At 59.9% G+C, this 13558-nt stretch carries 13 protein-coding genes, 1 tRNA gene and 1 pseudogene; 9 read left to right on the top strand and 6 right to left on the bottom strand.

Translation table 11 applies throughout. The features are described from left to right. Positions 1-74 precede the first annotated feature (74 nt). The 5 genes and pseudogenes from MF6394_RS10735 to MF6394_RS10715 all read left to right on the top strand — a co-directional run. A pseudogene (locus tag MF6394_RS10735) lies at positions 75-213 on the top strand (type II toxin-antitoxin system RelE/ParE family toxin); the annotation flags it as partial. Next, on the top strand, positions 197-523 hold the full coding sequence (locus MF6394_RS10730; protein WP_078466659.1) for a helix-turn-helix domain-containing protein: 327 nt from the start codon (positions 197-199) through the stop codon (positions 521-523). The pseudogene MF6394_RS10735 and the gene MF6394_RS10730, both read left to right, overlap by 17 nt. 50 nt (positions 524-573) lie before the next feature. After that, positions 574-939: a DUF2784 domain-containing protein gene (locus tag MF6394_RS10725; protein ID WP_044275129.1), complete on the top strand. Its 366-nt coding sequence runs from the start codon at positions 574-576 to the stop codon at positions 937-939. Positions 940-1164: 225 nt separating this feature from the next. Beyond that, positions 1165-1500, top strand: coding sequence for a hypothetical protein (locus tag MF6394_RS10720; RefSeq protein WP_032895768.1), 336 nt, complete (start codon positions 1165-1167; stop codon positions 1498-1500). A gap of 68 nt (positions 1501-1568) precedes the next feature. Continuing rightward, entirely contained in the window at positions 1569-2609 is a 1041-nt protein-coding gene (locus MF6394_RS10715; protein WP_044275130.1) for a DMT family transporter, read from the top strand. 147 nt (positions 2610-2756) lie between these two features. Here the strand turns inward: MF6394_RS10715 and MF6394_RS10710 are convergent. Next, positions 2757-2846 (bottom strand) — tRNA-Ser (locus MF6394_RS10710). Between the two features lie 321 nt (positions 2847-3167). Here MF6394_RS10710 and MF6394_RS10705 point away from each other — a divergent pair. The 3 genes from MF6394_RS10705 (at position 3168) to MF6394_RS10695 (ending at position 5946) form a co-directional block, all read left to right on the top strand. Then, positions 3168-3860 carry a crotonase/enoyl-CoA hydratase family protein gene (locus MF6394_RS10705; RefSeq protein ID WP_078466658.1) on the top strand — a complete coding sequence of 231 codons (693 nt, stop codon included), beginning with the start codon at positions 3168-3170 and terminating at the stop codon, positions 3858-3860. A gap of 212 nt (positions 3861-4072) precedes the next feature. Further along, entirely contained in the window at positions 4073-4816 is a 744-nt protein-coding gene (locus MF6394_RS10700; RefSeq protein ID WP_069557576.1) for a 1-acylglycerol-3-phosphate O-acyltransferase, read from the top strand. Between the two features lie 158 nt (positions 4817-4974). Beyond that, a complete protein-coding gene (locus tag MF6394_RS10695) occupies positions 4975-5946 on the top strand; it encodes a magnesium and cobalt transport protein CorA (protein ID WP_003193449.1) in 972 nt (323 codons plus the stop codon). Here the strand turns inward: MF6394_RS10695 and MF6394_RS10690 are convergent. From MF6394_RS10690 to MF6394_RS10680, 3 genes are all read right to left on the bottom strand, one after another. Beyond that, a complete protein-coding gene (locus MF6394_RS10690) occupies positions 5943-6668 on the bottom strand; it encodes an amidotransferase (protein WP_014719523.1) in 726 nt (241 codons plus the stop codon). The two genes, MF6394_RS10695 and MF6394_RS10690, sit on opposite strands and share 4 nt — an antisense overlap. A gap of 205 nt (positions 6669-6873) precedes the next feature. Then, positions 6874-9018, bottom strand: coding sequence for a 3-hydroxyacyl-CoA dehydrogenase NAD-binding domain-containing protein (locus MF6394_RS10685; RefSeq protein WP_078466657.1), 2145 nt, complete (start codon positions 9016-9018; stop codon positions 6874-6876). A 16-nt stretch (positions 9019-9034) separates the two neighbouring features. After that, positions 9035-10240, bottom strand: a complete 1206-nt coding sequence (locus MF6394_RS10680) for an acetyl-CoA C-acetyltransferase (RefSeq protein ID WP_044275134.1) — start codon at positions 10238-10240, stop codon at positions 9035-9037. Between the two features lie 653 nt (positions 10241-10893). Here MF6394_RS10680 and MF6394_RS10675 point away from each other — a divergent pair. Beyond that, complete coding sequence (locus MF6394_RS10675; RefSeq protein ID WP_078466706.1) at positions 10894-11694, top strand: c-type cytochrome; 801 nt, start codon at positions 10894-10896, stop codon at positions 11692-11694. Positions 11695-11825: 131 nt separating this feature from the next. Here the strand turns inward: MF6394_RS10675 and MF6394_RS10670 are convergent, their stop codons facing one another. Both MF6394_RS10670 and MF6394_RS10665 read right to left on the bottom strand, forming a co-directional pair. Next, complete coding sequence (locus MF6394_RS10670) at positions 11826-12608, bottom strand: transglutaminase family protein (protein WP_047711586.1); 783 nt, start codon at positions 12606-12608, stop codon at positions 11826-11828. Further along, complete coding sequence (locus MF6394_RS10665; protein WP_060765933.1) at positions 12605-13555, bottom strand: alpha-E domain-containing protein; 951 nt, start codon at positions 13553-13555, stop codon at positions 12605-12607. The genes MF6394_RS10670 and MF6394_RS10665 overlap by 4 nt, the downstream gene beginning before the upstream one ends. Positions 13556-13558: the final 3 nt, after the last annotated feature.

Here is a 13558-nt window from a genome sequence, read left to right as displayed (position 1 = left end):
CGTTGATTCATGACCCGTTGACGCGGTTCTGAAAATATCGATTGAAAACCTTATAAAAGACTTATTAGACTTCCATGAACTCAATCCAATGGGCGCGAAAAGCCGTCAAACAATTGCTTCGGTTGCATTCGTACCATCAGCATTTTCGACTGGGACGGCAGCATCCAGGTCGTCAGCATCCAAGAGGTTAAAAAACGTGACGAGCGAACCTACTGCCGTACAGATCATCCACAATACGCAGGGCAAGCCAGCCTATGTGGTGATTCCCTATGAACACTATGTGGCGCAGCAAAACGATCCAAACCTGATCCCCCATGCGGTAGTCAGCCGCCTGGTGGATGGCGCAACACCTATCCGCGCGTGGCGCGAGCACCTGAGCTTGACCCAGGAAGAAGTCGCCCAACGCCTGGGTCTTTCACAATCGGCATTTGCCCAGCAGGAAGCGGTCAGCAAACCTCGCCGCACCACGCGGGAAAAGATAGCCAAGGCGTTCGGTATCAATGCCAGTCAACTGGAGCTATAACGTCACCCGGCAAGAATTCACGTATTCCTTTACTCAGATCGAGCTCAAACATGCTCTACCGCCTAGCCGCCGACGGCCTCGTGCTGTTCCACCTGGCCTTTATCCTGTTCGTGCTGTTCGGTGGCCTGCTCACCCTGAAGTGGCCCAGGGTAATGTGGCTGCACTTGCCCGCCGTTGCCTGGGGCATCGCGGTGGAGGTGCTGCACCTGCCCTGCCCGCTCACCCGTTGGGAAAACCTGTTTCGCCACCTGGCCGGGCAGGACGGTTATGGCGGCGGGTTTATCGAGCACTACATCCTCACGCTGATCTACCCCGCCGGGCTGACTGCCAATATCCAATTGCTGTTGGGAGCCGTGGTGGTGGTGATCAACCTCGCGGTGTATGGGCGGGTTATTCGCCGTTACGTACAGGCTTGAGACAGCGGCGCTGGTGAAAAATCAGCGCACCTCAATCCGTCGTGGTTGCATCTATATGTGGGAGCTGTCGAGCCCCAGCGAGGCTGCGATGGGATCACCGCAGAGCACGCGCCAGACTGAGCCATCTGCATCCCAGCCTCGCTGATCGATTTCAATCTGCCATCTGAGCGCTTAAAGTGTCGCCCCCGAGAATTGAATCTCGAGCTTGAATCTATGGAGTTATAAGTGAAATACCTCAGTAAAGTCGTAGCAGCAGCCGTACTTGGTTTCACCCTGGCAGGTTGCACCGGCACCGCCATGAAAACCCAGCAATACGACGCCAGCCAATACACCGTGCTGGGCCACAGCGAAGCCAGCGCCACCGGCATCATGCTGTTGGGCGTTATCCCCATTGGCCAGAACAACCGCTTCGTGCGCGCCCAGGATGCAGCCATCAAGGCCAAGGGCGGCGACGCGCTGATCAACACCCAAGTGCAGGAAAAGTGGTTCTGGGCCTGGGTATTGAACGGCTACACCACCAAGATCTCCGGTGATGTGATCAAGCTGAAAACCGCGCAGTAAGTATGAAACTGCCAGGGCGCTGACCCCGGCAAGCGACGTATCATGGGCCTGACCTTCGAGGATGGCCCATGAATCTCAGTATCGCTTACGCACTCGCCGCCGCCGCCCTGTTCGGGGCCAGCACCCCGCTGGCCAAAAGCCTTGGCCTGGGCCTCTCTCCCATCCTGCTCGCCGGCCTGCTCTACCTCGGCAGCGGCATCGGCCTTGCCGGTGTGCGCTTGATCCGTGATCGCGGCTGGAAACCTACCGGGCTAACCCCATCGGAATGGCCCTGGCTACTCGGCGCCATAGCCTTCGGCGGCATCCTCGGCCCCGTTGCATTGATGTTCGGCCTGACCCGCACCACCAGCGCTAGCGCCTCGCTAATGCTCAACCTTGAGTCGGTACTGACCGCCGTGATCGCCTGGGTCGTGTTCCGCGAAAACGCCGACCGACGCATCGTCCTCGGCATGCTCGCCATTGTGCTGGGCGGCGTGGTGTTGTCAGGGTCCGGTGCTGACGGCAGCCGCCAGGACTGGACCGGACCGCTTGCCGTTGCGCTGGCGTGTTTGTGCTGGGGGATCGATAACAACCTCACGCGCAAAGTGTCCGCGTCTGACGCATTGTTTATCGCAGGTGCCAAAGGCTTGATTGCGGGGCTGGTCAATTGCAGCCTGGCACTTTACCTCGGGGCGCAGATTCCCGGCATGGCGCAACTGGCGCCGATTCTACTGGTAGGTTTCCTCGGCTATGGCATCAGCCTGGTGATGTTCGTGCTGGCCCTCCGCGGGCTGGGCAGCGCGCGCACCGGCGCTTACTTCTCCACGGCACCCTTTCTCGGTGCTGCAGTGGCGTTGCTGGTGTTTGGCGAGTCGGTGACCGTGGCCTTCTGGATTGCCTCGGCGCTGATGGCCGTGGGCGTGTGGCTGCACCTGACGGAGCGGCATGCCCATGAGCATCTGCATGAGGCAACGCAACATGGGCATTGGCATGTGCATGATGAGCATCATCAACATGAGCATGGGTTTGAGTGGGACTCGAAGGTGCCTCATAGCCATGTGCATGCACATGGGGTGATGAGGCATAGCCATGCGCATTTTCCGGATGTGCATCATCGGCATAGGCATTGAGGGCGGGCTTAGGCATAGGGTGTGACGTCATGCGGCCGCAGACTGAAAGGCCAGACAACTGAGCTGATAAAAGTTGTACTTTTCAAACCCAGAAATCACAAAACCCCTGGTTTCTTTCGAAACCAGGGGTTTTGTTTACATCGAATTTGGCGGTGAAGGAGAGATTCGAACTCTCGATACAATTTCTTGTATACACACTTTCCAGGCGTGCTCCTTAAGCCACTCGGACACTTCACCGTATCTCGTCAAACCAGTTCAGTCTGTCGAGGCGCGCTAATGTAGTCGAAAGCCTTTCTGATGGCAAAGGTTTTTTTCAGAATTTTCATGCGGTTAGACGGTTATGCCATTCCCCTCCCGGCGAGGGGTGGTGATTGTGCCATTCTCGGGCATCGGCGGCAGGCGTCTGGAGCGCTTGCTGCGCCCTGCTGCGGGGTGTCTACCCATGGGGACGCGGGAAAAGCCTGACTGGGTAGTCAGTCACGGCGCTTTACCCGCGGGGGCGTGGTGAGTAACGTCTGTGCATCTATCTCTATAACAAGCCCTACAAGGAACCGCGTCATGAGTGAGTTGATTGCCTACCACTTCGAAGACGGTATCGCGACCCTGACCCTGAGCAACGGCAAGGTAAATGCCATTTCTCCGGCGGTGGTCAGTGAGTTTAATGCGGCGCTGGATCAGGCCGAGAAGGATCGGGCGGTGGTGATCATCACGGGCACGACGGGGATTTTGTCGGGCGGTTATGATTTGAAGGTGATGACCGCCGGCCCTAAAGAGGCAATCAGCCTGGTGACTTCAGGTTCGACCCTGGCGCGGCGGATGTTGGCGCATCCGTTCCCGGTGATCGTGGCCTGCCCAGGCCATGCGGTGGCCAAGGGCGCGTTCCTGTTGTTGTCGGCCGATTATCGGATTGGCGTCGAAGGCCCGTTCAGCATTGGCCTCAATGAAGTGGCGATTGGCATGACCATGCACCACGCCGGTATCGAGTTGGCGCGCGATCGCCTGCGTAAGTCGGCGTTTCAGCGTTCGGTGATCAATGCCGAGATGTTTGATCCACAAGGCGCCCTGCACGCAGGTTTCCTCGACAAGGTGGTTGCACCGGAAGAACTGCAAGCGGCTGCACTGGAAGCGGCACGGCAGTTGAAGAAGATCAATATGAACGCGCACAAACACACTAAGTTGAAAGTACGCCGCACACTGCTCGAAGCCCTGGACGATGCAATTATCCAGGATCAGGGCCATAGCCTGAGCTAAGTCCTACACCTTTCGTGCCTGAGCCCGACCTTGAGTCGGGCTTTTTCTTACCTATGAATGTGAAACCTCCATAACCGCTCTAGTTAGCCGTTATCGGCCAATGTGGACACATGCGCTTAAACATCGGCTATCTCCTACGTCTGTAGGGGCAATTGCCGAATACAGTGCACATCCGTACACTGCGCCACCTTTTGTCCCGATGGGCCGTGTCGATGCTTTTTCTGTTGCGTATGTTGTTGATGGGCCTGCATTTTATGATCGCCGGCGTGCTGGGTGTGCTGGTCGGTGTGTGCCGGCCGTTCAATCCGGACAACAGCCGTCTCTGCGCTCGCCTCTATGCGTTGCCAGCCATGCGGATCCTGGGCTTGAACGTGAAGGCCGACGTCGACTCGCTGCGCAACAAGCCCGGTACCTGCGTGGTGATCGCCAACCATCAGTCCAACTACGATCTGTTTGTGCTCGGCAATGTAGTGCCGCATCGCACGGTCTGCATCGCCAAGAAAAGCCTGAAATGGGTACCGCTGTTCGGCCAGCTGTTCTGGCTGGCGGGCAATGTGCTGATTGACCGTGGCAATGCACACAAGGCGCGGCGTGCGATGCTGACCACCACGCATACCTTGCAGCATGAGGACACGTCGATCTGGGTGTTCCCGGAGGGCACGCGCAACCTGGGCAAAGGGTTGTTGCCGTTCAAGAAAGGCGCGTTCCATATGGCGATTGCGGCCGGTGTGCCTATCGTGCAGGTGTGTGTAAGTAACTATGTGACGCAGATGAAGCTCAATCGTTGGGCCAGTGGCAGTGTGCTGATACGCTCGTTGCCGCCGATTCCTACCTGTGGGTTGACGGTGGATGACATCCCTCATTTGCTGCTGACGTGTCAAACGCAGATGGATGAGTGCATCGCGCAGATGGACCGTGAGCTTGTAGGAGCGAGCTTGCTCGCGAAAAACGTATAAGCGACGCGGGTCACCTGATGGCGCTGCGTTATCGGTGACGATTTTCGCGAGCAAGCTCGCTCCTACAGGGGAGTGGGCAATGTCGGTGAGCAACAACGGAACGCCATTCAGGCTAAGCTGCCCAACATCTGTCCTCTTGATAAGAAGTGATCAGCACCATGGGTAGAGTTGTTGCGGCTGCCGTCTACAGCGCCGGTAAGAAAGTCTCGGATATTACTCTCGATGAAGGCGCGGCCTGGGCCGCCAAACCTGGGCACTTTGTGTGGATCGGCCTGGAAGAACCCAGCGCCCAGGAACTGAACAACCTGCAACGCCAGTTCAACCTGCACGAGCTGGCGATTGAAGACGCGATGGAAAAACACAGCCGCCCGAAGCTGGAAACCTTCGGCGACGCGCTGTTTATCGTCACCTACTCACCGGTGCGCGAGAACGGCAAGCTGGAGTTTATCGAAACCCATATCTTTGCCGGCAACGGCTATATCATCACCGCCCGCAACGGCCACTCGGCGTCCTACGGTTTTGTGCGCCAGCGTTGTGAGGCGCGCCCGTTGTTGCTGGAGCATGGGGAAGATTTCGTACTCTATGCGTTGCTGGATTTTGTCACCGAAAACTATCAGCCGGTGAGCGAGGCGATCCACGCCGAAATCGATGAACTGGAGCGTAACGTGCTGTGCAGTTCACTCAACGAGCGTGATATCCAGCACCTCCACGGCCTGCGCCGCGATGTGTTGCGGCTCAAGCGGCATGTGGCGCCCATGGTGGAAATCAGCCAGGAGTTGCAGAAGCTCAGCTTCCCGTTTATCGACAAGAACATGCGCCCGTATTTTCGTGACGTGCAGATCCATGTCACGCGGCAGATGGAAGACCTCACCACCTTGCGCGACATCGCCAGCCAGACCATCGAGATCGGTGTGCTGCTGGAAGCCTCGCGCCAGAGCGTGGTGCAGCGCAAGTTCGCCGCGTGGGCGGCGATCCTGGCGTTCCCCACGGCGGTGGCGGGGATTTATGGGATGAACTTCCAGAACATGCCCGAGCTGCAATGGCACTACGGCTATTTTGCGGTGCTCGGGTTTATTACCCTGGGCTGTACCGGGTTATGGGCCAGCTTCAAGCGTTCGGGCTGGCTTTAAGCCTTGGCTTCAGGCTGATGCGCAACGAAGCGCATCATCCATTCCGCCACGGTGACGCCGTGGTGGTCGCGTTCCAGGCTGGCCACGCCGTTGCTGTAGACCTTTTCACCCAGGGTTGTCTGAAGTATTTCCAGCAACTCACGGGAATAGTCGTGAACAAACTCCGGATGGCCCTGGAAGCACAGCACCTGGTCGCCGATGTGGTACGCGGCAAACGGGCAGAATTCGCTGGAGGCGATCACGGTGGCGTTTTCCGGCAAGGTGGTCACTTGATCCTGGTGGCTGATCAATAGCGTCAGCTCCGGCACCTCGGGGCTCATCCATGGCGTCTTGGCATCCAGTTTGTAGGCGTGGGTGCCCATGCCCCAGCCCTGGCTGGCACGTTCGGCCTTGCCGCCCAGCAGCAGCGCGAGCAACTGATGGCCGAAGCACACCCCCAGCAGCTTGTCGCCACGCTCATAGCGCGTGAGCAGGTAGGTCTTGAGGGTCTGGATCCAAGGGTCGGTACCGAACGAGTCGGCCTTGCTGCCGGTGATCAGGTACGCGTCAAACACTTCGTCATCCGGCGGGTACTCGCCCTGCACCACGTTGTAGACGACAAACTCGGCGGCAATCGGTTGCTTGGCGAACAGGCGCTTGAACATCTGCCCATAGCCTTGGTACTCATCGATCAAAGCGGGACGCAGAATATCGGTTTCCAGGATGCAGACGCGTAGCGACATAAAAAATACCTGACACGGCGATGGGAATATTGCACACCCAGAGCCTGCCCTGAAATACACCCCCAAAGCAAGCCCTCAATGGGCACCCACACACACTGTAGGAGCGAGCTTGCTCGCGAAAAACGTCAACGATAACGCAGGTAGCCTGGATAAAAGTGTTGCCTGTGCGTTCTTCGCGAGCAAGCTCGCTCCTACAGTGAAGCGTCTAAAACAGTGCGCCTTTTGCGGCTTTTTCCAGTAATAACGCCGGTGGCGAGAAACGCTCCCCGTACTCCTCGGCGAGGTAGCGGGCGCGGGCGATGAAGTCGTTCAGCCCGTACTGGTTGATAAACTGCAACGCGCCGCCACTCCATGCGGCAAAGCCGATGCCGAAGATGGAACCAACGTTGGCGTCCGCCGTGGACATCAACACGCCCTCCTCCACGCAGCGTACGGTTTCGATGGCTTGGATAAACAGCAAGCGGTCACGCACATCCTGGGGGGAGATTTGCTTGCCGGGCTGTTCAAAGCGGGTTTTCAGCTCAGGCCACAGATGCTTCTGGCCGCCAGCGGGATAGTCGTAAAAACCAGCGCCGGCCGCCTTGCCCGTGCGCTTGTATTCGTTGACCAACAGATCAATCACCGCCGTCGCCGGATGGTTCGGCATGGCCTTGCCTTCGGCCTGCAGGTCCTTGGCCGTTTGCTGTCGGATATGGCTCATCAGGCTGAGGGACACTTCATCGGACACCGCCAACGGCCCCACTGGCATCCCGGCCTTGCGCGCTTCGGTCTCGATCATCGGCGCAGCCACGCCTTCGCCGAGCATGGCGATGCCTTCGTTGGTAAAGGTGCCGAATACCCGCGAGGTGAAAAAGCCGCGACTGTCGTTGACCACAATCGGGGTTTTCTTGATTTGCAGTACGAAGTCAAACCCTCGGGCCAGGGTTTCGTCGCTGGTGCGCGCACCTTTGATGATTTCCACCAGGGGCATCTTGTCCACGGGGCTGAAGAAGTGCAGGCCGATGAACTTGGCTTGATCGGGCACCGCCGTGGCCAGGCCGCTGATGGGCAAGGTGGAGGTGTTGGAGGCGATCACCGCGTCGGCCCCCACCACGTTTTGCGCCGCAGCCGAGACCTTGGCCTTGAGTGCGCGGTCTTCGAACACGGCCTCGATGATCAGGTCGCAGCCGGCCAGGTCGGCGTCATCCTGGGTAGGATGAATGCGCGCCAGGGTGGTTTCGCGCTGTTCGGCGGTCAGTTGCCCACGGCTGACCTTCTTGTCCAGCAATGCAGCCGAATGGGCTTTGCCTTTTTCGGCGGCGGCCAGGGTGATGTCCTTGAGCACCACCTCGATACCCGCACAGGCACTGACATAGGCGATGCCCGCGCCCATCATCCCGGCGCCGAGCACACCGACCTTACGCGTGACGTAGGGCGCATAGCCCTGGGGGCGTGAGCTGCCGGCATTGATTTGGTTGAGCTGGAACCAGAAGGTGCCGATCATGTTTTTTGCCACTTGCCCGGTCACCAGTTCGGTGAAGTAGCGGGTTTCGATCAGGTGCGCGGTGTCGAAGTCCACTTGGGCGCCCTCAACGGCGGCACAGAGGATTTTCTCCGGCGCGGGGAAGCAGCCCTGGGTCTTGCTGCGCAAAATCGACGGCGCAATGGCGAGCATCTGCGCGACTTTAGGGTGGGACGGCGTGCCGCCGGGAATCGCGTAACCCTTGTTGTCCCAAGGTTGCCTGACTTCGGGATTAGCCAGAACCCAGGCACGGGCCTGTGCCAGCAATGCCTCGCGATCCGCCGCCACCTCATCAATCAAGCCCGCTTGCAGGGCCTGGGCAGGCCGGACTTTTTTACCTTCGAGCAAATACGGCAAGGCTTTTTCCAGGCCAAGCATGCGCACCATCCGCACCACGCCGCCGCCCCCTGGCAACAGGCCAAGGGTCACTTCCGGTAAACCCAGTTGCACTGACTTGTCGTCCAGCGCGACCCGGTGGTGGCAGGCCAGGCAAATCTCCCACCCACCGCCCAGGGCCGCGCCATTGATCGCGGCCACCACCGGTTTGCCGAGGGTTTCCAGGCGGCGCAACTGCGCTTTCAACACCAACACACTGTCGTAGAACGCCTTGGCCTGGGCTTTGTCGACCTTGATCAGCTCATTGAGGTCGCCGCCGGCAAAAAAGGTTTTCTTGGCCGAGGTGATCACTACCCCGGCGATCTCGTCCTTTTCCGCTTCCAGGCGCGTGAGGGTGGCCGCCATGGCTTCACGGTAGGCGGCGTTCATGGTGTTGGCGCTCTGGCCGGGCATGTCGAGGGTCAGCACCACGATCTGGTCCTGGCCTTTTTCGTAACGAATGGCATCGGTCATGACAAATTCCTTAGGCTCAGAGGCGTTCGATAATGGTGGCGATACCCATGCCACCGCCGACACACAAGGTGGCCAGGCCGTAGCGTTGCTGGCGCACCTCCAGCTCGTCGAGCAAGGTGCCGAGGATCGCGCAGCCGGTGGCGCCCAAGGGGTGGCCCATGGCGATGGAGCCGCCGTTGACATTGACCCGTGCGGCGTCGATGCCCATGTCCTTGATGAACTTGAGCACCACCGAAGCAAAGGCTTCGTTGACTTCGAACAGGTCGATGTCTTCAACCCGCAGGCCGGCCTTGGCCAGCGCCTTGCGAGTGGCCGGCGCGGGGCCGGTGAGCATGATGGTCGGGTCGGTGCTGGTCACCGCCGTGGCGACAATGCGCGCCCGTGGTTGCAGGCCCAGCTCGCGGCCCTTGGCCTCGGAGCCGATCAACATCAGCGCGGCGCCGTCCACGATCCCGGAGCTGTTGCCCGGCGTGTGCACATGGTGGATGCGCTCCACGTGGCTGTAGACCCGCAGCGCGGTGGCATCGAAGCCCATCTGGCCCATCATTTCGAAGCTGGGCTTGAGCTTGCCCAAGCCCTCGAGGGTTGAGTCGCCACGGATAAATTCGTCATGGTCCAGCAGCACGATGCCGTTCTGGTCGTGCACTGCGATCAGCGACTTATTGAAGGAACCGTCTGCCCGCGCCCTGGCGGCTTTCTGCTGGGACTGTAGGGCAAAACTGTCGACATCCTGGCGCGTGAAGCCTTCCAGGGTGGCGATCAGGTCGGCGCCAATGCCTTGGGGGGTGAAGTGGCTGTGCATATTGGTTTGCGGGTCGAGCACCCAGGCGCCGCCATCGCTGCCCATGGGCACGCGGGACATGGATTCGACACCGCCAACCACCACTAGGTCTTCGAAGCCGGAACGCACCTTCATCGCCCCCAGGTTCACCGCTTCCAGGCCTGAAGCGCAGAAGCGATTGACCTGCACACCGGCAACACAGACATCCCAGTCGGCCACCAGCGCGGCGGTCTTGGCGATATCGGCGCCTTGGTCGCCCACCGGTGTGACGCAGCCCAGGACGATGTCATCCACTTGGCGGGTGTCGAGGTCGCTGCGTTGCGCCAGCGCCGTAAGCAGGCCCGCCACCAGGTTTACCGGCTTGACGCTGTGCAGGGCACCGTCGGCCTTGCCTTTACCCCGGGGCGTGCGTATCGCATCAAAGATCAAAGCTTGGGTCATGACATCCTCGAACCGCTGTGGGTGTGTGCCCCTACCTTAGGCCCGATTGACACGGTTTCAATGACGGATGCGCTCATTGCTTTTGACCCCCTCGCTCGGACGAACGGTAGGTCCCTATGGGAAAACCCTGATTAATCGTTTTAGCGGTCTAGCCCTAGGGTTGGCGCCAAGATGGCAATAAGCCTCATGCCGTTTTTAGCGCAAATGCTTATTAGCTGATATGAAATGGGTCTAAGCCAGAAAGAACGGGCGCTCTAAGGTTGAACTTGTAAGACGCTGCTGCCGGGTTTTGCTGGAGCAGCTGTAAGAAAAGTGCAACGTCACCTCGCGATACTGGATACAACGGCACGCATTTGACGCTCAGGAATAACAACAAAAGAAAAGGCAGTCAGCCATGTTCAAACAATCGAAAGTACGTCAGGCGGGACTTATTCTGTTCGCCACCACCCTGATTCTGATCTTGCCCAATTTACCCAAGGTTATTGGGTGACGATTGCGCTCCCACCTGTGGTGAACGCACCGCACCAGGCCAGCAGCTTTTGGCAGCACCTGCCAGGACATTGCGCTTAGCGCGCCTGTTGCAGGGGCTGTCTTTTTACCTGCCGTTTTCCGTTATCGTGTGCGCCCTTACTCTCTTGCAACGGGCCTGTGCCTTGAAACCGATCCTAGCCCTTTTTGCCCTGCTGCTCAGCCTGCCTGCGGCGGCGGCACCCTTGACCATCGAGCTGGACCACAGCCAAAAGACCTGGCAGACCGCCGAGTTGCTCAAGCACCCCGACGCTCAGACGGTGCAGATCATCGATGATGTGTCCTACAAGCGCACGATGACCTATCGCGCGGTGCCCCTCGCGGTGCTCTTACCGGGCCTTAAGCCTGCGAAACACCTGCAAGCCGTTGCCCTTGATGGTTTTGCCGCCGAACTTGCCGCCGCGCCGTTACTGGAAAAAAACGGCGCCCGCGCCTGGCTGGCCGTGGAAGACCCGGCCCATCCATGGCCACCGCTGGCACAGGGCAAGCCCAGCGCCGGGCCGTTCTATCTGGTCTGGACCCACCCTCAAGCCGGGCATATCAGCCCCGAACAGTGGCCGTTCCAGGTATCGAAATTCAAACAGTTGCAGACGGTTGGCGAGCGTTTCCCGGCGTTATTGCCCGACCCGAAACTGGCGGCGAACGACCCGATCAACCAGGGCTTTGCGTTGTTCCAGAAGAACTGCCTGGCGTGCCATCGCCTCAATGGCGGCGGTGATGCCCAGATGGGCCCGGACCTGAATGTGCCCTACAACCCCACCGAGTATTTCAGCGGAGATTTCCTCAAGCGTTACATCCGCGATCCGCAAAGCCTGAGGCATTGGCCACAGGCGAAGATGCCGGCGTTTACAGCCAGTGTATTGCCAGACAATGAGTTGGATTTGCTGGTGGGGTATCTGCGGCACATGGCAGGCCGCAAGTTGTAGGAGCGAGCTTGCTCGCGAAAAACGTATAAGCGACGCGGGTCACCTGATGGCGCTGCGTTATCGTTAACGTTTTTCGCGAGCAAGCTCGCTCCTACAGTTATCGATCATTCCCACGCAGAGCGCGGGGGCGATCATTGCTGCGGCGCCACGAATACCTTGGCATGCATCTGCTCATGCCCACCGCCACGGCGCATGCCGCGTACCGGGCAGGCGTCGAGGTAGTCCAGGCCCACGGCCAGCTTCAAGTGCCGCTCCGGCCGCGCCAGTTGGTTGGTCACGTCAAAGCTGTACCAGGCGTCATCCAGCCAGGCTTCGGCCCAGGCATGGCTGGCCAGGTGCGCGCTGTCTTCGGTGTACAAATACCCCGACACATACCGCGCCGGGATCCCCAGGCTGCGTGCGCAGGCCAGGAACGCATGGGTGTGGTCCTGGCACACCCCAGCGGCACCTGCAAAGGCCTGGGCGGCGCAGGTATCGACGTCGGTCGCGCCGGGGGTGTAAACCATGGCGTGGTTAAGCGCCTGCATCAAGTCGATAAGCGCCGTGCGGTCGCGGCGCTGATGGCAGTGTTGCTCGGCAAACCCGCGCAGGGCGTCGTCGGGCTCGGTGAGACGCGTGGAGCGCAGGAACGGAAAGGCAGACTGGCTTTCGTGTTCGGCCTCGCGCAATTCATCGATCTCCACCACGCCCCGGGCGCCGATGATGATGGCGTCGTGGGGTTCATCCAGCGTGAGCACATGCAAGATGTTGCCGAAGGGGTCCACCTGCGCCCGCACCGGGCGCGGCAGGTCGAGTTGCCAGCTCAGCACGTGCTGGCGCTCGCTGTCATGGGGCGTCAGGCGCAGGTACTGGATGCTGGCGCGCACCTGGTCTTCGTAGTGGTAGGTGGTGTCGTGGCTGATGGAGAGTCTCATGCCGCCTCCAGGTAGGAACTGTAGATGGCGTCGCCCAACTGGCGGACCAAGGGGATAAAGTCGGTCAGCCAGGCATGCAGGCCTTCCTCGAGGATTTCGTCGATGGCGGTAAAGCGCAGGCGCGCATCCATCTCGGCGGCCAGGCGCTGGGCCGGGCGGCCATTGATGCCGGGCAAGCTGGCGAGGATCTGGTCGATCTCTTCGCTGCAAGCGCGCAGCGAACGCGGCACATCGGCGCGTAACAGCAGCAGCTCGGCCACTTGCCGAGCCCCCGGTGCATCGCGATAAATCTCGGTGTACGCCTCGAATGACGACAGGGCGCGCAGCAACGCACTCCATTGGTAATACGCGTGAGCCGTGCCATCGCTGACCGCCTCAGCCTGTTCGCCGGCCATTTCGTAGCGGGCATCCAGCAGGCGCAGGGTGTTATCGGCGCGCTCAATGAAGGTGCCCAAGCGAATAAAGCGGAAGGCATCGTTGCGCATGATGGTGCCGTAAGTGGCCCCGCGGAACAGGTGGGAACGCTCCTTGACCCACTCACAAAACCGGCTCATGCCGTAGTGGCTCAGCCCCTGCTGGGCGATATCGCGAATGTCCAGCCAGGTGGCGTTGATGTTTTCCCACATGTCGGCGGTGATGCGCCCACGCACCGCATGGGCGCTGGCCCGCGCCGCGCCCAGGCAGCTATAGATGCTCGCCGGGTTGGCCGCGTCCAGGGCAAAAAAGTGCAGCAAGCGTTCAGCGTGCAAGGGGCCATGGCGCGCGTGGTAATCCTCCAGGGTGCCGGTGATCAACAGCGGCATGGCCAATTCGTGCAGGCCATCACCGCGCCCATCCTGGGGCATCAGCGACAGCGAATAGCTGACATCGAGCATGCGCGCGAGGTTTTCGGCGCGTTCCAGGTAGCGCGACATCCAGTACAAATCCGAGGCAGTTCTACTCAACATGGC

This window comes from Pseudomonas sp. MF6394 (assembly GCF_002018845.1).
Classification (GTDB): Bacteria; Pseudomonadota; Gammaproteobacteria; order Pseudomonadales; family Pseudomonadaceae; genus Aquipseudomonas; species Aquipseudomonas lactis.
This window is presented reverse-complemented; position numbering and strand designations above follow the sequence as displayed.